This window comes from Chryseobacterium arachidis (assembly GCF_900129245.1).
Lineage (GTDB): Bacteria > Bacteroidota > Bacteroidia > Flavobacteriales > Weeksellaceae > Chryseobacterium > Chryseobacterium arachidis.
The window spans coordinates 464113-484820 of sequence record NZ_FQUT01000004.1 but is presented as its reverse complement, the minus strand read 5'-3'; the positions used below and the strand labels follow the sequence as shown (position 1 = coordinate 484820).

Genomic DNA, 20708 nt, shown 5'->3' with positions numbered 1-20708 from the left:
CTCCTTTGTTCAAGACTTTTTACATCAGATTTACTTTCAACACTAAAATAGCAACCACAATCTTTGCACTTATATCTTTGTAAGCCTCTTGTAAAGCCAGCTTTAACTTTATTCTCTGATTGACATTTATAACATTTCATAAAACTAATTTATGAAATATATTTTAATTTAACAATACCGATTTTAAATATGTTTTTACAAATAAAGCATACAAACTTAAACTCTTCATATAGCGATAATAATTTTATCATTTTCATGAAAATGATAAACCCTTCGCTTTCGGTAACTCATATTCGCCACTACATTTGCGCCAAATTCAAGCGGCAGTTAAGATTCTGAAAACACAAAATTTATGGAGTTATAGAAAGTCTAAAACTCCAATTAACACGATAACTGTAATAACAGATGGATATAATGAACAGCAGGATGAATAATGGCGTATTGCATTATCTTATAAGATCAGGGAAGTGAGAAAAATAAAACTTTAAGTCTTTTATCCATTACTTTTATACTTAAGATAATTTATGATTACAAAGAAAACATTGCAAATTCTTTCAATTATTTACGGATCGGTGTTTTTTGCACAAGTGGGAATTGGAACAACTTCTCCGGATCCGTCAGCTATTCTGGATATTTCTTCCACCAATAAGGGTGCTCTATTACCGAGAATGACTACAATTCAAAGAAATAACATTCCATCACCAGCAAACGGATTATTAGTTTATGACACTACACTGAACGGATTTTACGGCTACAACGGAACCGTATGGACACAGGATGTGTTTGGTGCTGTAAAATGGTCGTTAAGAGGGAATGCAGGAACAAATCCTACGGTTGATTTTCTTGGCACAACCGATGCACAGCCACTACTTTTTAGAACCAGCAATGCTACAGCAATGTCTATTGCGGAAGACGGCGGTGTAACGGTAGGTGGAAGAGATCTTACTACAGCGCGACTGGTGGTGGCCAGACCACAGGCCGGAAGTCCATATCCTGCCATTCTGGCTACAGTGGAAAATGATGATACTTCCAGTTATCCGATGAATGTAATTGTCGGCAATGCTTCCACTTCGGGAAGAGTAAAAGGAAACTATGCCTTTGCATCATCTTATGCGAATGCGACAGCCGGAAGTTCAATAGCTGGAATAAGCTATGTAGATGTTGCAGGTGCGAGCTGGGATTTACCGGGAATGGTTTTTTACAGCGGAACGCCTAACTCGCAAAATGATTATACCAAAGATGTATTATTTATAGGAAATAACGGAAATCTTTATATAGGCTACCAGACCTCCCAGACCTCTTATCCTACTTCCAAGCTGAACATTGCTAACGGAGATGTATACCTGAGTACCGCTCAAAAAGGTATTATCATGAAATCTCCGGACGGAAATTGCTGGAGAACAACAGTTTCTGCAACTGGAGTTCTTGAAACTTCATCTGTTTCATGCCCATAAAACATACTTTATGAATCTCAGAAATAAAATTTCATTAGCATTATCCTTAGTGGGAGCTTTAGCTTTCGGGCAGGTCGGCATCAATACAGAAAATCCGGACAGTTCATCTATTATTGAAAGTAAAAGCGAAAACAAGGGGCTGCTTTTCCCCAGAGTAGCACAGGATCAAATTAATACAATTAATAATCCTGCTCAGGGATTAACGGTATTTAATACGACTACGAAAATGTTTGAAGCTTATAACGGAAGCATTTGGAGCCAGGCTCCTTTTTATCCTCAGGATTTCTGGAAAATTTTAGGAAACAGCCAGACAATAAGCAATACAACCAATATTATTGGGACCGCAGACGCTAGGGTATTCAATATCAGAACAAGCAACATTAAATCTTTCAACATCGAAATCAACGGACAGGTAGTTGTTGGAGACAGAATCCTTAATAAACCAAGAATGCATGTTACACGGCCGGCAACCAATACTACGCTTCCTTCTATCACCCTACAACATTCAACAGGATTTGGTGACGGAGTTCGATATCCCAATACCATGACGCTTACCAATGTTTCAACCGGCAGAATAAAAGGAAATCTCGCTTTCGCCAATACTGTAGCTGATGCAGGCAATGGAATAAGTGTGGCTGGAATTACTTATTTCGAAACGGGAAATGCTGATTCGGGGTTCTCATTTTATACGGGAGGGCATCCTGTATCTTCATCGGATACGAGCTTTGACCGGATGAAAGTTACAGCAATGGGTAATGTAGGTATAGGAACCGGTAACCCGCTTGCTAAACTTCAGGTTGAAGACGGAGATATTTACATTACGGATCCTGCAAAAGGAATTATACTGAATTCCGGGAATACATGTCACAGGATTACCGTAAACAATTCCGGAACATTGATAACCAATACTATTGCTTGTCCATAAGGTTAATATACATTTCTTTTAATAATTAGCTTAGTCAGTTTTTAAGGGGTTCTATAGAGCCCCTTTACTCCAGTTTAGTTATTCTTTGAAGTTTTGAAGTTTCAGGATCCCTTCTATTGTATTTTCAGAATTTTCTTCATTTAGATATTTAATAAACAAAGACGGTGTAAGTGATATTGTTTTTTTAAAAACGGTGGAAAATTTATTGAGTGATGAAAAGCCTGCCTCTTCAGCCAGGGTAGCTATTTTATATTTTCTGTATATGGGGTAATTCCTGAGTTTATCAACAATATAATTAATCCTTAAAACATTGATATAATTATTAAAATCATTGTTTTTATAGGTATTAATTACATAAGAAAGGTATTTGCCGTTGGTTTCACAATACGTAGCAAGAGAAGAAAGCGAAACATTATTATCCAGGTATAATTCTTTTCCTTCAAATTGTTGCAATAAAGCCAATATCTTCTGCTCCGTTTCTATTGGCATCAATGAGTTTGGAGCTGTTTTCGGTGTTTCTGCAATTTCCTTCGTATTTTCAATAGCTGAATTTAATAGTTTTTTTTCATTCAGTTCCCTGATTACTTTTTCAAAGTTCTGTATATTTTTCTTCTGTTTCTTTCTAAATCCTAAGAATAAAACGATTCCTATGAGAAATATAATGAGTGCAGTACCTATTATCAAGTTCTTTGTATCACTGCTGCTTTTAATTTCTGTATTTTCTTGGTCAATTCTAGAATACGATTTATTGACAAGATATTGCATGTTCTTCTGAAGCGTTTTCTTTACTGTATCGTGCTTTTCCCTTGTTTTAACATAATCTTCAAGATTTTTTGTAAGAGCATAATACTTTTCTGATGTTTCGTAAACTTCATTTTTTAAAGAAGGATTTTTTGACTCTTCCGTAATTCTAAGGGTGATATCCAAATGTTCTTTGGCTTTTTTTAAATCATTCTCCTGGAGGTACAATAGAGCTAGTCCGTTATGAATAAGGCCTACAGAGTAATTTTCAGGAAAATTTTTTGAGAGTTTCAATGCTTCCCGATAGTGCCTGAATGCCACTTTAAAATTTCCCAAATGATAATAACAATATCCCAGAAGCTGCTGATTGGTTATCTTTAAATGATCTGCGTTCACCGAAGTTTTAAGTACATATTCTTCAGATTTTTCTATGCTTTTAATGGAATTATGATAATCTTTTTTTTCAATATTGTAATAAGCCTTCTCCTGCATCATCATCGCCATGGTATTATTCGCCAGTTCGGGATTGGGAATCTCTGTACTGATGTTAAGACCCATCTCAAAATACTTTTTAGACTGATCAAACAATCGTATAAAACGGTAATGAGTGGCCATAAATCCATAGACTTTCGCTTTCCACAAAACATTATCTGTATTCTGAATAATTTTTTCAGCCTTGGATGCATACTGCAGGGCTTTTTCAAAATCTGCCAGCTGATGATATAAGGTTGCAGTTAACATCAAACTTTTAGTCTGCAATACGGGAGTTTCTGAAATCGTGTAAAGGGAATCGGCTATTTTTAAAGCTTTATCCGGATCCTTTTGTGAAGTTTCGAGAAAAGTTTTTGTATATATGGCATTAAAAGAAGCGATGTCTTGCCCATAAAGATTAAGGACAAAGAATGTAAATAACAACGTAAAAAATCTCATAGCGTTCTAACGAAGCGCAAAGGTAAAGCTTAATTTGAACTTAAGTGAGAAAAGTGGTATCTGAAATATTTTAAGATTATTTAATCTAAACAGATATCTTTTTAAACCTCTGGTGATTTAGAAAAATTATGTATTTATATGTACTATAGTATTTTAACAAGTTTTACCGTAAAATAGACCATTCGGAAAGCTACTGCAGAAAAGTGCAAATCCTGCAAGCATGCTCCAAATTGAAGAAGGGGAATATTTTTATAACAGATTCTGCAAAAGTGATTATAATAAATTGGGGAGCGGATGCTATAGGCGTACGGTGAATAATTAGAATGCGTTTTTAACTACGGTTGTTAATTGCTCTTAATACACTTATCATTATTGAGTCTACGAAATTAGTAAGCACACCACTAATTTTTTGTTAATGTGGAAATTAAAATTTCCGGATCAGACTAAATTCAATATATACGCTGGTAATGATTAATAGAGCTTATTGGATTTATCATTATCGTGAAAACGGTAAATAATACGCTTTCCGGATGCTTTTAACCTAATTACATTTGCAAGAGTAAATATCATTCAGGAGTGAAAAAAATAGATCTTCAGCCATTTTATTCAACTTTAAAATAGTATCGACAGTATTAAAAAGATTCTAAAAACATAAACTAAAAACAGTATACTTTCCCTCTCATGCTGTTTTTAAAAACTATTTAAACCAAAAATTTCAAAAATGAAAAAACATTTACTAGTGCCTGTTTTATTGCTCATTTGTTGTAAAGCATATTCGCAGATAGGCATTAATACTCCGGCACCCACTAAAATGCTGGATGTAAACGGTGAAGTGAGGATCAGGATTTTACCTGACGCTTCTACAGGAGCATACAACTTGGTTTTAGCGGATAATGATGGAAATATCAGCTCAACTCCTATACCTGGATTATCGGCAAATATAGTAGGAGACATTAAAAAAGGATTTCAAGTAGCCGATCATGCCGGATGGTACCTGATGGACGGCCGTGCTTTGAATACTTTTTCCACCGGTGTGCAGTCTGCCGCTGCGGGAATTGGGATTACTTCTAACCTGCCTGATGCAAGAGGACGATTTCTCAAAACAAAAACCGGATCTGAGATACTTGGCTCAACATCAGGAAGCAATGATAGAATACTTTTACAGTCCAATTTTCCTTCAGGTCATAGTTTTTCAGGTACTACGAGTGTAAACGGTGCGCACTCTCATACGGGGCAAGATACTGTAGCAAGCGGCTCTCCCGATGGAATCCAATATATGGCCAGTAATATGAATCCAGTTTATTCTTTCGGAAATACTGTCAATAAAGAAACCAGCGTAAGCGGTACACATGCTCACGCTTCTGTCACTGTAAGCTCAGAAGGGGGAGGGACTTCATTTTCTATTGTACCTCAGAATACCACAGTTAACACTTTTATTTATCTAGGAAACTAAAAAATTACACATGGCAAATAAAATTAGTTTTAAAAAAATTTACTCTCTTTTACTGATTATTCCTGCGTTTTGTCTGCAGGCTCAAAGTGTCGGAATTAATACGGATAATCCTACAAAAACATTAGATGTAAACGGAGAATTGAGAATTCGTATTCTTCCTTCAGGTAATGAAGGTGAACAGGTTATTGTCTCTGATCAGGATGGAAATATATTGAAAACTTCTTTACCAAAAGCCATTCCTTCAGTCGGGGATATTAAAGATGGGTATAGTTCGGCAGATCATGAAGGCTGGTACCTTCTCAACGGCAGAGCTCTTTCGGCAATTCCCGCAACAGCACAAACGAATGCAGCTTCACTGGGATTCATAGGAAATCTACCTGATTTTTCCGGAAAGTATACAAAGATGATAGCTCCTGTAGAAAGCATTAATACGGTCACAGGAAACACCTCTTACATGATGGGTAAAGCCAATATGCCCAATTTTTCAATGACTGCCGTAACGGCAGCAAGTGGTGCCCATGCACATTTGATTCCTGATATGAGGCCGGGGCAATTGTATGAGCCGGGAGTTTTCATTAACGGATTTCCAGGTACAGGAGTATATAATAATTCCGGAGAAACTGATACCACCACTACCAATGGGGCTCATACCCATACAATAACCTTGAACTCTAACGGAGGCGGCCAGGCTTTCAGCTTAGCGCCATCATATATTGCGCTTAATTCATTTGTATATCTCGGAAACTAAAACATATCTATGAAAAATAAACTTTTATTAATTCTTATTTTAATGATATCCATCAATTCAGGATTTAAAGCTCAGGTTGGTATTAATACAGAATCGCCTTCAAAAACACTGGATATAAATGGAGATGTTAGAGTAAGAAATTTGCCTACGTCATCCTCTATGACCGGTAAATTCATTCTTACTATTGATGCTTCAGGTAATGTGAAAAAAATTAACAATACCGCCAGAGCAATAGGCGATGTGAAAAATGGTTTACAGACGGCCGATCATAACGGATGGTACCTTATGGATGGAAGAAACATATCTGCATTGTCTACATCCGCAAGAGATAATGCAGTCACAATAGGAATTACAACTACAATTCCTAATATGGCGGATCGCATGATAAGAACGTTAACATCAGGACAAACCCGAGGAACGCTGGCTGGAAATAATATGGTAACGATAACTGCATCCAACCTACCTAATTATAATTTAGCCACAATTACTCTGGCATCTGCGGGAGACCATAATCATACCTGGTATGATGAGTACGATTTCAGCACTCCTGGCGCAGGACTTCAGTACGGGCCATACTACAACCACGGACTTACGACCAGAACAGTAGGTACAACAGCAGACGGAAACCATGCACATACAGTAACAGCCTCTACCGGAGGGACTTCTCAACCATTAAATATTCTTCCTCAATATATGGTGGTAAACACTTTTATTTATTTAGGGCAATAATTTTTAATTCATAACTACAGTTAAAAAACAGTCGGGAAATAATCCTTATAATATGCCTAGTTAGTTCCTTTTCTGACTGTTTAAGCTGTAGTTTTCTTATTTTACAAAAATTTCTCTTATAGCAAAAAGTTAATTTTTAAACTTTAACTTTAAAAAACACTTCCAAAACTTATCGATTTCTTTTTCAAGCTTATCATCATTTGAAAAAGGGACCAGATTTGAGTTTGATCTTTTTTTGATAAAGCTACTTATCCTTATTTGGCCTAAGTTTTATAATTTGGTATGCAAATCATAATTAGACAATGGATTAATGTTAAAAAATATCAATCAATAAAAGAAAATCTTAACTTAACATTTAAGATTTTCTTTTTTATTTATGACTCTTAGCTAAATTCTTTTTAATCTTCCAATTTTATCCACGTCGGCGCATGATCACTTGTTTTTTCCCAACCTCTCACTTCTTTATCTACTCCTACGTTTTCAAGTCTGGATTCCAGATAAGGGCTTAAAAGAATATGATCGATACGCATTCCCGCATTTCGATTATATGCCTTAAACATATAGTCCCAAAATGTATAAATTTCCTTGTCAGGATTTAAGGACCGAAGAGAGTCCTTCCATCCGCTATTTACTAATCCCTCAAATGATTTTCTAACTTCTTCTGTGAAGAGTGCATCATTTTTATATTTTTCGGGTTTATAAACATCGGAAGGTGTGGGGATAATATTAAAATCACCGATTAATATTGCCGGAATATCCAGATCTAAAAGCTCGTCCGCTCTTTTTTTCAATCGATTCAACCATGAAAGCTTGTATTCATATTTCTCACCCGGATAAGGATTTCCATTTGGAATGTATAAGCAACAGATTACGATTTTTTCGATAATTACCTCAAGATATCTACTTTGAACGTCTTCATCATCTCCTGGTAATGAATCCTGTACTTCGGTTATGTCATATCCTTTTGAAAGTATTGCAACTCCGTTCCAGCTTTTTTGTCCTTTCCAAACGGCATTATAACCCGCTTCAGTAATCTCTTTGATCGGAAACTTTTCCTGAGGCGCTTTTAGTTCCTGCAGACAAACGATATCAGGTTGTGATTCTTTCAGCCATTTTAAAAGAATCGGAAGATGTCCGTTGACTCCATTTATATTATAGGTGGCAATTTTCATTTTTCCGATAAATATAGCGCATTATAGCCATGATTAAATAAAAAGCGCTGCAAATTTTATTAAACATACAGATATAGACAATCTTTGCAAAATCTTCATGGTTTCCAGCAGTATGTTTTTAACCCATTGCTCTTCCCTTAATGATGATAGCTTTTCTTTTGGCATCATTGTGTAGCGAATGCCAATATAAAATAGAGCATTGCATCCAACTGCTTAATATCTGGTTTTTCACTCAAAGTTTTATTCAATCAATTTTCATTTTTCGTGGCAATCCTATTTCGTGCTCTTGAGGATATGGATTTCTAAATGTTAAGCTTACATCTTCCCGAAGACTATTTTCAACTTCTCTGGCTTTATCCTCATCCATCGAATATCTTGGATCGGCAATAAGAGGCATTTTAGCCATCTTGGTAATGGTTACCGTTGGAAAATGATAGTCAACCTCAACAGTTCCCAGCAAAAGATAAATACCTCCTTCTTTGAAAGGGAATTTTTTTAAGCTTTTAGGGAAATGAGCAGTATCAAAATACTTACCTTCAGCGTCAATCCACGTTCCGAAATACATAAAATCTTTTCCCAATGGATGATCCTTTTTCTTGATCGGGACGTGTTTTCTTGAGATGAGATAGGCCAGCATTTTTACCTGTTTCTTATGAAATTTGGGTAAATCCTTTACCAATACATGGCCTCTGTACTTTGTTTTCAATAGATCAAAAATCGAGTTAGATACAGGAAGTCCCATAATTTCAATCTCATCAAAAGCATCTTCAAGTGGATGTCTCTCAATAATCGGCAATTGATATTTTTTTTGTGGTGCCTCAAATAATGATGGTATAAAGGACTTAATAGTAGTGGTTTTTGATAACAAAAACCTCGATTCGATTATAAGTTCATTTTTTTCTTTCCCGGTAAACCTGAAAGCACCCACTAATATTAATAGTTTCAAAGTTTCAATACCGATATCAACTCTTTTGACAAAATCTTCCAATGATTGATAGTCTCCATTCTTCTGTCTCTCTTCTATAATAAAATGCATTAAGGATTTTTCAGATTTTTCGATATGCATTAAACCCAGGTAGATATTTTTGCCGTACACTGTTGTTTGATATAAACTCAGGTTAATACATGGATTATGGATTTGAGCTCCTGACATTCTGGCCTCATGAATATAGACTTCGGTACGGTAAAACCCTCCACCATTATTGATTGCAGATACCATAAATTCGATGGGGTAGTAGGCCTTCAGATATAAGCTTTGATAGCTTTCCACTGCATACGATGCTGAATGCGCTTTACAGAAAGAATATCCAGCAAAAGATTCGATCTGTCGATAAACTTCTTCAGAAAGCTGTTCAGGATGTCCTTTTTTCTTACAGGATTCAAAGAAATCGTCTTTTAATTTCTGTAGGGCCGAGAGAGAGCGTCCTTTGCCACTCATAGCCCTTCTTAAGACATCACCGTTGGCAGCTGAAACACCCCCATAATGTAGAGCAATTTTTATGACATCTTCCTGATATACCATAATGCCATAGGTTTCACCCAGTTCTTTTTTAAAAACGTCATGGAAGTATTCAAATTGCCCGGGATGATTGTGTCTGAAAATATATTCCTTCATCATGCCACTCTGGGCTACTCCGGGACGAATAATAGAAGATGCAGCAACCAATACTTTATAATTGTCGCATTTCAGCCTTCTTAATAATCCACGCATAGCGGGAGATTCTATATAAAAACATCCGATTGTATTCCCTAAACTTAAATATTCATTACATTTCGCTTCATTTTTAGATATTCGGGTATCTTCAATATCTACAAAAATGCCTTTTTTTTCTTCTAAAAATTGAACAGTATCTTTGATGGTTCCAAGGCCTCTCTGTGAAAGGATATCGAATTTTTCCAATCCTATATCTTCAGCAGTATGCATGTCGAACTGAACAATAGGAAACCCTTTTGGAGGAGATTCTAAAGCAGAATAATTAGTTATTGGATCCTCAGAGATCAGGATCCCGCAGGAATGCATACTGCGTTGATTAGGAAAACCTACTAATAACTGCTCGTATTTATACACCTCCTGAACGACTGAATTCTGATCGTGCTGTTCTTTTGGGTTTTTAGAGAGCTGATCCAATTCCTCTTTCGGAAGACCAAAAACTTTCCCGATTTCCCTAAATCTGGATTTTTTCTTAAACATAACATTGGTGCCGCAAAAAGCCACATGATCTTTTCCGTATTTGTTAAAGATATAAGCCAAAATGGTATCGCGGTTCTTCCAACTCCAATCGATGTCAAAGTCAGGAGGCGTTTTACGATTCAGGTTTAAGAAGCGTTCAAAATATAGGTCTAATTCTAAAGGGCATATTTCCGTGATTCCGATACAGAAACTTACAATGGAATTCGCACCGCTCCCTCTGCCTACATGCATAAAGCCTCTCATCATACTGTATTGAACAATGTCCCAGGTAATTAAAAAATAACCGCAGAAATTCAGATGATTAATGACTGCCAGCTCTTTTTCCAATCTTATTTTGGCGTTTTGATTGTCCTGACCATATCTTTTTATTAAACCTTCATAAGCTAATTTCGATAATAATTTAAAATCATTTTCTTTGCTGTCAGTGAAATGTTTTTTGTTTTTAGGGGTGTTAAAGTCAAAGTCAAAACTGCATTCACCAACTATAAGTTTGGTGTTTTCAATGATTTCTGGATAGTTTCCAAATTGATCCAAAAGTTTTTTCTTTTCGATAAAAAATTCATTTTCTTTACAACAGTCACTTTTATTGACTTGGGTGAGTAAAATGTTGGTATCAATAGCGCGTAAGACTTTATGAAGTTCATATTCCTTATCATTTTTTAAAGTAACTGGGTGAAGAATGACCATTCTATGGATCAGAGACTTAAATTTGGAATTGATGAGAAGATTTAATTCATCCTGTCTTATACCAATAAACTCGTGATCCATTAGTTTTTCGGGAATATTTTGTAAAGAATAGATCACAAAACAGTTTTCTATTGGAGGATTTACTTTGGGTATTTCAATACCTTCACAATTATAATTAGTTAAAAGCCTATTCACTTCTGCAATACCTTTGGGATTTTTTGCAAGACATATATAATATTGGTCATTTTCAATTCTGACGTCAACTCCGACAATCGGTTTAATACTGTTTTCCTGACACAGTTTATAAAACTGATAAATACCGCTTACGGTATTAATGTCAGTTAATGCCAGTACTTTCAATTGGTGGTCAACAGCCAGCTGAACCAGATCTTCGACAGAAATGGTTCCATAACGTAAGCTGTGATAGGTATGACAATTGAGAAACATAATAGCATTTAATTTAAAAAACCAGACGCTCTTCCTACGCTTTTGGCTCCAAAACGATCTTTGATTTTATCAAGCGTATTATAAAGCGAAATCAACTCTTCCGTATCTTCAAAAAGATTCATCTGATGGTTCCCGTGGACAAGCCCTGTAAACTTCACACCTACAAGTCGAATTCTCATTCTTCGGGTATATGTTTTTTTGAAAAGTTCCAGAATATATTTAAGCAATGTATGATCTGCCGAGGTATAGGGAACTTTACATTGCTTAGTCTCCGTATCAAAATTAGCATAACGTATTCTTACGGAAACAGTTGATGTCAGCCATTTTTCGTGTCTCAGCTGATAGCATAGCTGTTCTACCATTCCTGAAAGAATGCTTCTGATATTCTGAACGTCAATCGTGTCTTCGGCAAAAGTTGTTTCCGTAGATATAGATTTGCGTTCTGAATACTGAATGACAGGATTATTATCGATACCGTTGGCTTTTTTCCAAAGTTCCGTCCCATTCTTTCCTATCAATTGCTGCAATACATCGGCAGGCATTTGAGAAAGCGTTTCAATCTTTCTTACGCCTAACCTTGAAAGCAATTCAAAAGTCGCATTACCGACCATAGGAATCTTCCTGATGGACAATGGATTTAAAAATGGCTGAATAAGATGGGGCTTTAATTCCAATTTTCCAACAGGCTTTGCTTCTCCGGTTCCAATCTTTGATACCGTTTTGTTTGTAGACAATGCAAAACTGATAGGCAAACCTGTATTTTTCCTCACCGCTTCAGCAATCCCGATTGTCCATTGATAGCATCCGAAAAATTTATCCATTCCAGAAAGATCCAGATAAAATTCATCCACACTGGCTTTTTCCATAACAGGTACTTTTTCCCGTATAATATCCGTTACTATATGAGACATATTGGAGTAGTATTCCATATCACCTTTGATGACTCTGGCCTCCGGGCATAAGCGTAGAGCCAGCCTGATAGGCATAGCAGAACGTACCCCGAATTTCCTGGCTTCATAGGAACAAGACGCAACCACACCACGATCTCCGCCTCCTATAATGACAGGCTGCTTCTCCAATACAGAGTCTCTCAGTCGTTCACAGGAAACAAAAAAAGTATCCAGATCCATATGTGCAATCGCTCGTTCCATTTTACAAAATTATTACGTTTTGTAGCAATATTTTGTATATTTGTTGCTATAAATTATATCAATGTCAATTTTTTCAGAAAATATGCGGTATTTAAGAGGTAAGCTCAATCTTTCGCAACAAAAGGTTGCTGATGACCTTTTGATTACCAGAGGCAGATATGGTAAGTATGAAGATGGTGCCACAGAACCTCCGCTTGAGATTTTGGTTAAGATCTCCAAATATTATAATGTCAGCATCGATTTGCTTCTGACAATCAATGTCAGCAAATTTTCAGTCGATGAAATTATGGAACTTCCTGACAATAGAATTGTTCTGCCTATCAGGGTTGATCAGGATGGAAACGATCAGATTGAAATTATTCCACAGAAGGCATCTATGGGTTACTTGAACGGCTATGGTGATCCGGAATACATAGAAAGTCTTGATACCATATCATTACCTTTCTTAAAAGGTGGTAAGTTCAGGGCATTTCCTGCTGACGGTGATTCTATGCCGCCTTATAAGGATGGAACCTATATCGTAGGAAGATATGTCGAAAATCTTTCAGACTTAAAAACGGACAGGACTTATGTTTTCATCACTACCAATGATGGTATCAGTTACAAAAGGTTTCAGTTTCATGAAGCAGATAGCATCTGGGTCAAGGCTGACAACAATTTTTATGAACCTTATAAAATTCCATTGCCTGAAATTAAAGAAATCTGGGAATTTGCATGCAGTATTAACACTAAGGAATATGAAGCTGATGAATTTTCGGGGTATCATATTCAAAACTTTATTACAGAGATTAAAACTGATATCAAACAGATCAAAGAAAAAATTCGAGATAAAAACTGAATCAATTTTAAGTAAGCTCCTACATGTTTTTTCTTAAAAAACCGTTTCATTACTTAAAAAACTTCCCCGAAGGGAAGTAAAAACACAAATGATGAAAAAAATCCCGTTTACTTGGGATAGCGTAAAGATAAATATTTCAAAAGAGAATTACAATGAGCCAGCTGAGTTTATTTGAGGCGGAAGAATTTTATGAGTTTCCAAAAGATCTTTTAGAATACAAAGAAAATTTTCTAAGCAGGGTAGAAGCGGATCTCCTAAAAGAGAAGCTGCTGAGTACTGTACTCTGGGAGCAACGAACTCAGAAAATGTACGATAAGACGGTACTTACGCCACGTCTTACTGCATGGTATGGTGAAGCAAAATCGTATAATTCGGCAGACAGCAATATAACCAAGCATAATGAATGGACTCCCGAACTTTATGATTTAAAAGAAAGAATTGAAAAAGAATTCGATTATCAGTTCAATGGCGTACTGTTGAACCTTTACCGTGACAACAATGATTCGGTCGCCTGGCATAGAGATAAAGAAAGCCGATATGGAAAACGGCCTGTAATTGCATCTATCAGCCTGGGGCAGACCCGAAACTTTGATTTCAGAAAAAAGGATCATCACCAGAGCAAATACAGCCTTCCGCTTCCCCACGGATCGCTGCTCATCATGAAAGGGGATCTACAGGAAAATTGGGAACATAGAATTGCTAAATCTACTATACCCATGAAAGAACGTATTAACTTAACTTTTAGACTTCTTAGAAATATCCCTTAGTTTACGTTCAGTATTCATGGTATCGTAAAAGAAATAGTAGCGTCATTAAATAGAAACTTGTGAGGTGATCACTTTAAAATCATTGTCTGGCTTTTCTAAAAATAATAAATTAGCCTTACTAATAGCTATTCTATGATCATACCTGAAGAGATGTTATTTAACTATGGCGCAGAGCTACAAAAATGTACCGTCGATGAATTTATTTTCGAAGAAAATAATGTATGCAGAAATTATTACCAGATACAGGAAGGCATTATAAAGCTCAATAATATTTTTGAGAACGGAAAAGAATTTGTACACGGTTTCCCCCTATAAGGGTCATTGTTTCGGAGAATCTTACCTGCTTACAGAGAAGCTTTATGCTGTTAATGCGGTTGCATTGACGGATTCAACAATTATTAAATTATCCAAAGATTCTTTCTTAACACTTATAGAGAAGCATCCGAAGATTTTTTTTGATATAAATCGGTATACTTCAGAGCGTCTACATTTCAGGTATATTATCTCTTCGTTTCTGGCAATTTCAGATCCGTTTATCAAAGTTCATAAGCTTCTGGACCATCTTAAATCGCATTTTGGTTATTGGGAAAATACAGTTTTGTAGTACCTTTTACAAGGTCTCAATTAGCTTCTTTAACCGGAATGAGGGTTGAAACTATCATCAGAACCCTCAAAAAAATGGAAAAACTTCATATGGTTAAAATTGAGCAGAGTAAAGTACATTATTAACGCATCAATAAACCTTTATGATTATAAAATATATTCTTCTTCATTAAAATTTTTTCGTTACTACGAAAAGGTATTCATTTTATATCATATTAATTATCCAATTTTACCTCAATAAAGTTGATCAGCTGTTCACATCATTATTAACATCAAAAAAGCTTGAAAAGATGAATGTCATGGACTCACTGCTCAGATGATAAGGCTAATACTTTGATTCCCATTACAATAAATCTCAGAACAGCAGTCAGTAAAATGGATGTCCAGTTATCCTGCAAACCAATGATCAGGGAGAAGTGGCCGTTAATCTTTACGGGATCAGAAGAGAGCTTAACCTTAATCATAAATTTTAGGCCAGGAGTTACCGCTGAGAACAAAAAGAACCTGAAAAAATCAGGGAATATTGACAGGGTAGTGAATCTGGTCTATCCTAAAACTGATAAATACTTTTATTTATTTGGGGCAGTAAACATAATACAATAATACAAACTCTGTTGACTCAATATTATTTTATGGAGAATTTACCGTATTCATGGTATAAAATCAATTTTGATTCTAATGATGCTGTAACTGGCTATGTTGAATCTGTAGATGAGTTAGAATACCCCAACTATACTACACAAGCAGTAGGATTTAATCAATCCACTACAATTGGGCTCCCTGCAAGTGATCCATTTGGTCCAATAGCCACCGCTCTATACTTACAAGCAAACACATATGGTGTCATATTAAGTATAACTCTGTTGGACAACTTATAAATTACCCTATTGGGATGACTGATATTAAAACTTTTACCTACCATTATGTTACACCCTAGATAATATAAGATAATATTCTAAAGAGAAAAGTTCGTAGATTCAGACTTTTTTCTTTTTGGAGAATATCTCAAATCAATGGGAGTGGCTTCAGTAGAGAAAATTATGAAAGCTTTAATACTGGAAGTAAATCGAAATTTTACAAAATTATTAGAAGTAAATAATTTTAAAAGAAAAGAAAAAATAACCGTAAAAATCAAAAAAGTCCGTTAAAGAGTTAACGAACTTTTTTTGTGTTTTCAGAATCAATTAATATTTTGATTTTAGAGAATTTGAACTCTTCATCCAAAGACTGGAACAGAAATTCACTTGAATTATATCATTTTTTCGTCTTCAAAGAAGTAATGTCCGCTTGAAGATCCTGGATCATCTTATACTGATCTTCAATAGTTTTTTGTTGTTCTTTTATGGCATTAACAAGGATAAGGGATACTTTAGAATAATCAACAGAGAGCAAAGAGTTCTCGTTTTCTTCTCCTTTTACGAGTTCAGGAACAATAGCTTGTAATTCCTGAGCTATAAACCCAATATCTTTAGTTTTGGATTTCTTAAGAATATAATTATGAGTTTGCATTTTTAGTACTTCTTTTAAGCCATATTGATTCATATTTGTTATATCCTCCTTGATTCTTCTATCGGAAAGGCTGGAAGTAGATACTGCTCGAAGCTGGCCATGGAAATCATATAATGACTGAGTAGTACCTGATGAAGTCCCGGGATCCTGATCAAAAACAACAGAATATTGATTGCCTTCAACAATAGAAGATCCGTTTGAAGTGTATCCTGGATATATGTTTAAAGTAGGGTTTCCCGTTACATTTGTATTTGTTAATGATAGCATAGGTGTAGAACCTGCACCACTTCCGGCAACTGTAAGTCTTCCACTTGTTGCCTGAGCTCCTATTCCTACTTTACCATCCTGCTCAATTCTCATACGGGTGACATTCGTTAAAGTTCCGTTGGGCACTGTTCTAAATTCCAAACGGGATCCCGCGGCGGTAGAACTAAATGTTTCGGTAGCTTCAGAATATACCATAGATACCCCATTTATTACATCCGCTGTAAATCCAGTTCCGTTATTACCTACAAACGATACAGCACCCAGACCGTCACCGCTTATTACAGCTGCATTACTGGTGGGAGTTGTGGCTTTATTTCTTCTTAAAACAAGATATGCTGGTGATCCTGTACCTGTTCCAGCAGTTGCTCTTTCACTGATCATTCCTCCTGCTGCAGTAGTTACCACATGAAATGCTGCGGTTGGCGTACTTGTTCCTACTCCCACATTACCTGTTGAGGTTACCCTCATTCTTTCCGTATTATTTGAGCGGGTAACAAAATCCTGAGCATCAGTTGTTCCGACAAAATTAGTTGCTGGTGTGGTTCCAGCGTTTCCAGTCTTACTCCAATTATTTGCTGCACCAAAAGTTGCTGCGGTAATTTGTCTCAAGTTTCCGTTGGCATCTGTAGTGATAACATTATCGGCAGCAGCCCCTGTAGGTAAAGTACGTACTCTTGCTCCACCATTTACATCAAGAGTATTGGTTGGTGCATTGTTGGCAATACCAATATTTCCTGTCGCATTTTCAATAAAAAGCCTGTTAATGGTTCCCGTACGTAAACTTAAGTTGGAAGCTGAGCTGGACCCATAAAATACAGCGTCACTATTATTTTGGATTCCCCACGCATTGGTAATGGTACCGTCAGTAATCGTTCCCTGTAAAAACTGGTTTGTAGCCAAAGCAGTTGTCCTGGCAATTAATGCCTGTGTAGAGGGTGTTGATGCTATAACAAGTTTTCCTTCTGGAGTTGCAGTACCTATACCCACATTTCCTGCTGATGTCACTCTCATTTTTTCAGTATTATTAGTACGGGTTACAAAATCCTGAACGTCAGTGGTACCAATAAAATTAGTGTTAGGATCTGTAGCCGCATTTCCGATTTTTGTCCAGTTACTGTTCGCATTAAAAGTTCCTGCGGCTACCTGTCTTAAATTCCCGTTTGCATCTGTAGTAATTACATTGTCTGTCGTTGCACCTGTTGGAAGATTACGTACTCTTGCATTTCCGTTCACATCTAATAGGGTGGTTGGAGCAGTAGTGCCGATACCAATGTTGCCTAATTCATTTATTGTCATCCTGTTTGTTCCTGAAGTTGAAAAATTCAAATCCGTTAAATTAGTTACGCCGTTTCCCAAATAAGTGGAAGTAACGTTTGAAGCATTGGTAAAAGTAAAGTTTTCACCTATCCTTGGATTAAAATATAGCCCTCCTATTATATCACCATTAATAAGATTGGCCGGAGCAGCGGCAGTTCCTCTTGCGCTACCTAGAAAAAGCCCAGGCGCAATCGAAGTTCCAAAACCATTAAAATATATATCATTGCCATTACCACCACCTGCATTATCTGAAACAATTTCTATTTTTGCTGAGGGGCTGACAGTTCCAAAGCCTAATCTGTTATTTGCCCCGTCGACAGAAAAATTATTTCCGGCAACTGAAAATCCGTTCGTCTGATTTGTATTAAAGGTAAGGGTATTGCCAGCCTGAGAAACAATCCGATTACCGGAGAGTGTTCCGTTTGAATTATAAATGCTGATATCCGGATTCAGTTTTGCCCATACAGTTCCGTCAAAATAATAATATCCTACAGTATCTATATTTAAGGCGGTTCCAGCTTGCGTCCCTGTATCGATATTTTGTACATAGATCATTGTTGAGATCGGGGCGGAAGTCATACTTTGGGCTCTTTCTCTGTCTACTCTTGGAATTAAAAGTCCATCAATTGTAGTAGATGTGCCACTACTGTTTTTTGCAGTAATGTCTAAGGTAGATTGAGGTGAAGGTGTAAAAATACCTACCTGTGCCTTGAACTGTATTGTAAAGGTGGTAGATGCCATTACAATAGGAAAAAGTAAATTTTTCATATTCTATTAAAATTTTGTGATTGGTGCTTTATTCAAGCTTAAATTATTGATTTAGTGTGGTAATGTAAATTTAATAAAATATTTTCTATGCTAATGTAATCTAAATGTTAAATTTCACTACTTATTGAAATATTATAACTGCAGATGCTGATCAAATTATTCAAATTTGATTGTGATCATAAAAAGTTGGTACATGATAAATTACTATTTATGATAATCATGGAAGACATTTAACTCTATAAAATTTAAGGATTATGCAGTAGAAATTCTATACAATTACTCTTCCAAGATAAAAATAACACTAATAAATTTTAATACGTCGAGTTTTGGCGCTTTGCCCAATTACTTTTGTATTAGTAATTAAATGATAATAGCCCCGGGGAATTATTTTCTTACCTAACCAATTTCCAACCAATTAATTAAACCATCATGAAAAAAATGCCATTTACTCCAGAAGGAGTACAAGCGAAACAAAAAGAAGTTAATGCTTTATCAATCGAAGAGAGACTAAAAATTTCCGAATATGTTGCAAATAATCCAGTTGAATTCATTTCCGAAAATTTTGAACTGAGTGATGAGCAACAGTCTTATTTAAAAGAGCTTGAAACCGTAGATTTAAGAATCACCGGATTTAGCTTAGCAAGTGGGTTTTTAGGACAAATTCCTATTGAAATGCAAGATACGACACCTCCTTCTGCTTTTGCTTCCAGAGGAAAGAAGAAAAAAGAACTTTCTACAAGTGTAAGTACATCAACTAATCCTCAAACTGGTTCAACTACTGTAACAGGTACCGTTATTGTTAAATGGACTTGGTAATATGTTTAACAATGGCTGCCCCCTATAAGGCAGCCATTATTTAATTTTATATCTTATATTTGTCTGTCACCATTACAATTAACATGAAAAAATATTTTTTTATACTTTTCTTACTATTTTCCTTTTTGTACCAAGCCACAACAATACCTTTCGAATTAATTGATGGGAAAATATTTATACCTGTGGATATTAAAAAAGAAAAACATTACTTCCTATTTGATACCGGTGCTTTTACTATTATTTCTTCAGAATTAAAAGGTAAAATCAATGAGAAAAAAAGTAGTGTAATTTTTGAAGCTAGCGATGCACATGATGTTAAATCAAAAATGGATGTTTTTACAACAAATGATTTACAGGTATCTGATCTAAAATTTAAAAATGTAAACTTTTCTTTTACAGATGTTAGTTGGATGACCGGCAGAGCTTGTAAAAAGATTAGCGGAATATTAGGTGCTAATATGATGAAAGGCAAAGTATGGAGGATTGATTTTAAAACAAGAACAATTAGTGTGTTTGATAAATCGCTAACAAATTCATCCACTTCCATTACTATACCCTTTGCAGAGGATAATTTCACGAGTGTTCCCAGAGTAAAAGGTAAAATTAGGAATCAAGATGTTGAATTCATATTTGACTCTGGTTCCGGAATGGGTATTACTCTTAGTCAAAATTTATATAATTCAATAAAAGATAGCAATTTCCTGACTTTCGAAGGGCTGTTATCCCAAGGTTTAAATAGTATAAATAAGGGAGAGAGATATGTTGATTTGATGGATATAGAATTCAATAAAGCTGCATTACATAATCAAATTATTGATAGCAGTACTGATCCATTGAACCTGATAGGTATAAGATTTATAGAAAATTATTTGATTGATCTTGATTTTATCAATAATAATATTATTTTAAATCCTACAGATAAGACCCTTGAATATGCTAGTTTTGGGATTTCTTTAGCTCCTCTTGATAATAATATTATTGTTGTCAATAAGCTTCGAATTCCTTCATTGTCGGAATTGAGTTTGGGAGATAAAATTCTCAAAATAAATGGCTTGGATGTTTCCAAAATAGCAGCAGAAAAATATTGTGAAATAAGAAAGATATTGGATAACAGTGAAACAATTATCATAGAAAATGATTCCAATAAAAAATTTACTTTAGAAAAGGAAAATGTTTTAAAGTACTTAAATTAAGA

20 protein-coding genes are annotated in these 20708 nt (G+C 35.6%); 13 read left to right on the top strand and 7 right to left on the bottom strand.

From position 1 onward, the window contains the following. The coding region (locus tag BUA89_RS23555; protein ID WP_455423254.1) for an IS1/IS1595 family N-terminal zinc-binding domain-containing protein at positions 1-140 on the bottom strand (140 nt) is incomplete at its 3' end. 384 nt (positions 141-524) lie between these two features. Here BUA89_RS23555 and BUA89_RS10745 point away from each other — a divergent pair. Both BUA89_RS10745 and BUA89_RS10740 read left to right on the top strand, forming a co-directional pair. Continuing rightward, on the top strand, positions 525-1454 hold the full coding sequence (locus BUA89_RS10745; RefSeq protein WP_072957060.1) for a hypothetical protein: 930 nt from the start codon (positions 525-527) through the stop codon (positions 1452-1454). 10 nt (positions 1455-1464) lie between these two features. After that, positions 1465-2379 (top strand): hypothetical protein, encoded by a 915-nt coding sequence (locus BUA89_RS10740; protein WP_072957056.1) that lies wholly within the window; start codon positions 1465-1467, stop codon positions 2377-2379. A 78-nt stretch (positions 2380-2457) separates the two neighbouring features. Here the strand turns inward: BUA89_RS10740 and BUA89_RS10735 are convergent, their stop codons facing one another. Continuing rightward, positions 2458-4050: a helix-turn-helix domain-containing protein gene (locus BUA89_RS10735; protein WP_072957053.1), complete on the bottom strand. Its 1593-nt coding sequence runs from the start codon at positions 4048-4050 to the stop codon at positions 2458-2460. A 721-nt stretch (positions 4051-4771) separates the two neighbouring features. Between BUA89_RS10735 and BUA89_RS10730 the strand changes: the two genes are divergently transcribed. From BUA89_RS10730 to BUA89_RS10720, 3 genes are read left to right on the top strand one after another with little or no spacing between them, the layout of a single operon-like run. Further along, entirely contained in the window at positions 4772-5503 is a 732-nt protein-coding gene (locus BUA89_RS10730; protein WP_143152319.1) for a tail fiber protein, read from the top strand. A gap of 10 nt (positions 5504-5513) precedes the next feature. Beyond that, on the top strand, positions 5514-6251 hold the full coding sequence (locus BUA89_RS10725) for a hypothetical protein (protein WP_072957046.1): 738 nt from the start codon (positions 5514-5516) through the stop codon (positions 6249-6251). A gap of 9 nt (positions 6252-6260) precedes the next feature. Then, positions 6261-6980, top strand: coding sequence for a hypothetical protein (locus BUA89_RS10720; protein ID WP_072957042.1), 720 nt, complete (start codon positions 6261-6263; stop codon positions 6978-6980). 398 nt (positions 6981-7378) lie between these two features. Here BUA89_RS10720 and xth read toward each other — a convergent pair whose 3' ends face one another. From xth to dinB, 3 genes are all read right to left on the bottom strand, one after another. Beyond that, positions 7379-8152: an exodeoxyribonuclease III gene (gene xth / locus BUA89_RS10715; protein ID WP_072957038.1), complete on the bottom strand. Its 774-nt coding sequence runs from the start codon at positions 8150-8152 to the stop codon at positions 7379-7381. A 244-nt stretch (positions 8153-8396) separates the two neighbouring features. Beyond that, entirely contained in the window at positions 8397-11477 is a 3081-nt protein-coding gene (locus BUA89_RS10710) for a DNA polymerase III subunit alpha (protein ID WP_072957034.1), read from the bottom strand. An 8-nt stretch (positions 11478-11485) separates the two neighbouring features. After that, positions 11486-12628, bottom strand: a complete 1143-nt coding sequence (dinB, locus tag BUA89_RS10705; RefSeq protein WP_072957031.1) for a DNA polymerase IV — start codon at positions 12626-12628, stop codon at positions 11486-11488. Between the two features lie 61 nt (positions 12629-12689). On the opposite strand from dinB, the gene BUA89_RS10700 reads away from it, so the two are divergent. The 5 genes from BUA89_RS10700 to BUA89_RS23495 all read left to right on the top strand — a co-directional run bounded on the left by BUA89_RS10700 (position 12690) and on the right by BUA89_RS23495 (position 14962). Further along, positions 12690-13466, top strand: a complete 777-nt coding sequence (locus BUA89_RS10700) for an XRE family transcriptional regulator (protein ID WP_072957027.1) — start codon at positions 12690-12692, stop codon at positions 13464-13466. Positions 13467-13618: 152 nt separating this feature from the next. Continuing rightward, entirely contained in the window at positions 13619-14233 is a 615-nt protein-coding gene (locus BUA89_RS10695) for an alpha-ketoglutarate-dependent dioxygenase AlkB family protein (protein WP_072957025.1), read from the top strand. A 132-nt stretch (positions 14234-14365) separates the two neighbouring features. Further along, positions 14366-14548 carry a cyclic nucleotide-binding domain-containing protein gene (locus tag BUA89_RS22945; protein WP_143152318.1) on the top strand — a complete coding sequence of 61 codons (183 nt, stop codon included), beginning with the start codon at positions 14366-14368 and terminating at the stop codon, positions 14546-14548. Further along, the gene (locus BUA89_RS23500) at positions 14508-14837 is read left to right on the top strand and encodes a Crp/Fnr family transcriptional regulator (protein WP_072957020.1); all 330 of its coding nucleotides are present in this window, start codon (positions 14508-14510) and stop codon (positions 14835-14837) included. The genes BUA89_RS22945 and BUA89_RS23500 overlap by 41 nt, the downstream gene beginning before the upstream one ends. Further along, positions 14816-14962: a helix-turn-helix domain-containing protein gene (locus BUA89_RS23495; protein ID WP_178362453.1), complete on the top strand. Its 147-nt coding sequence runs from the start codon at positions 14816-14818 to the stop codon at positions 14960-14962. Before BUA89_RS23500 ends, BUA89_RS23495 begins: the two co-directional genes overlap by 22 nt. Before the next feature lie 179 nt (positions 14963-15141). Here BUA89_RS23495 and BUA89_RS23120 read toward each other — a convergent pair whose 3' ends face one another. Continuing rightward, on the bottom strand, positions 15142-15300 hold the full coding sequence (locus tag BUA89_RS23120; RefSeq protein WP_178362452.1) for a hypothetical protein: 159 nt from the start codon (positions 15298-15300) through the stop codon (positions 15142-15144). 168 nt (positions 15301-15468) lie between these two features. On the opposite strand from BUA89_RS23120, the gene BUA89_RS10675 reads away from it, so the two are divergent. Then, the gene (locus BUA89_RS10675; protein ID WP_072957013.1) at positions 15469-15714 is read left to right on the top strand and encodes a hypothetical protein; all 246 of its coding nucleotides are present in this window, start codon (positions 15469-15471) and stop codon (positions 15712-15714) included. 376 nt (positions 15715-16090) lie between these two features. Here BUA89_RS10675 and BUA89_RS10670 read toward each other — a convergent pair whose 3' ends face one another. Further along, positions 16091-18697 carry a tail fiber domain-containing protein gene (locus BUA89_RS10670; RefSeq protein ID WP_072957011.1) on the bottom strand — a complete coding sequence of 869 codons (2607 nt, stop codon included), beginning with the start codon at positions 18695-18697 and terminating at the stop codon, positions 16091-16093. 429 nt (positions 18698-19126) lie between these two features. On the opposite strand from BUA89_RS10670, the gene BUA89_RS10665 reads away from it, so the two are divergent. Together BUA89_RS10665 and BUA89_RS10660 are read left to right on the top strand one after the other, a co-directional pair. Continuing rightward, complete coding sequence (locus tag BUA89_RS10665; protein WP_072957008.1) at positions 19127-19513, top strand: hypothetical protein; 387 nt, start codon at positions 19127-19129, stop codon at positions 19511-19513. 83 nt (positions 19514-19596) lie between these two features. Continuing rightward, positions 19597-20706, top strand: coding sequence for an aspartyl protease family protein (locus BUA89_RS10660; protein WP_072957006.1), 1110 nt, complete (start codon positions 19597-19599; stop codon positions 20704-20706). Positions 20707-20708 lie beyond the last annotated feature (2 nt).

Coding starts and splice junctions, on each gene's coding strand:
- BUA89_RS10745 (WP_072957060.1), top strand. CDS start 525: ATGATTACAAAGAAAACATTGCAAATTCTTTCAATTATTTACGGATCG.
- BUA89_RS10740 (WP_072957056.1), top strand. CDS start 1,465: ATGAATCTCAGAAATAAAATTTCATTAGCATTATCCTTAGTGGGAGCT.
- BUA89_RS10735 (WP_072957053.1), bottom strand. CDS start 4,050: ATGAGATTTTTTACGTTGTTATTTACATTCTTTGTCCTTAATCTTTAT.
- BUA89_RS10730 (WP_143152319.1), top strand. CDS start 4,772: ATGAAAAAACATTTACTAGTGCCTGTTTTATTGCTCATTTGTTGTAAA.
- BUA89_RS10725 (WP_072957046.1), top strand. CDS start 5,514: ATGGCAAATAAAATTAGTTTTAAAAAAATTTACTCTCTTTTACTGATT.
- BUA89_RS10720 (WP_072957042.1), top strand. CDS start 6,261: ATGAAAAATAAACTTTTATTAATTCTTATTTTAATGATATCCATCAAT.
- xth (WP_072957038.1), bottom strand. CDS start 8,152: ATGAAAATTGCCACCTATAATATAAATGGAGTCAACGGACATCTTCCG.
- BUA89_RS10710 (WP_072957034.1), bottom strand. CDS start 11,477: ATGTTTCTCAATTGTCATACCTATCACAGCTTACGTTATGGAACCATT.
- dinB (WP_072957031.1), bottom strand. CDS start 12,628: ATGGAACGAGCGATTGCACATATGGATCTGGATACTTTTTTTGTTTCC.
- BUA89_RS10700 (WP_072957027.1), top strand. CDS start 12,690: ATGTCAATTTTTTCAGAAAATATGCGGTATTTAAGAGGTAAGCTCAAT.
- BUA89_RS10695 (WP_072957025.1), top strand. CDS start 13,619: ATGAGCCAGCTGAGTTTATTTGAGGCGGAAGAATTTTATGAGTTTCCA.
- BUA89_RS22945 (WP_143152318.1), top strand. CDS start 14,366: ATGATCATACCTGAAGAGATGTTATTTAACTATGGCGCAGAGCTACAA.
- BUA89_RS23120 (WP_178362452.1), bottom strand. CDS start 15,300: ATGATTAAGGTTAAGCTCTCTTCTGATCCCGTAAAGATTAACGGCCAC.
- BUA89_RS10675 (WP_072957013.1), top strand. CDS start 15,469: ATGGAGAATTTACCGTATTCATGGTATAAAATCAATTTTGATTCTAAT.
- BUA89_RS10670 (WP_072957011.1), bottom strand. CDS start 18,697: ATGAAAAATTTACTTTTTCCTATTGTAATGGCATCTACCACCTTTACA.
- BUA89_RS10665 (WP_072957008.1), top strand. CDS start 19,127: ATGAAAAAAATGCCATTTACTCCAGAAGGAGTACAAGCGAAACAAAAA.
- BUA89_RS10660 (WP_072957006.1), top strand. CDS start 19,597: ATGAAAAAATATTTTTTTATACTTTTCTTACTATTTTCCTTTTTGTAC.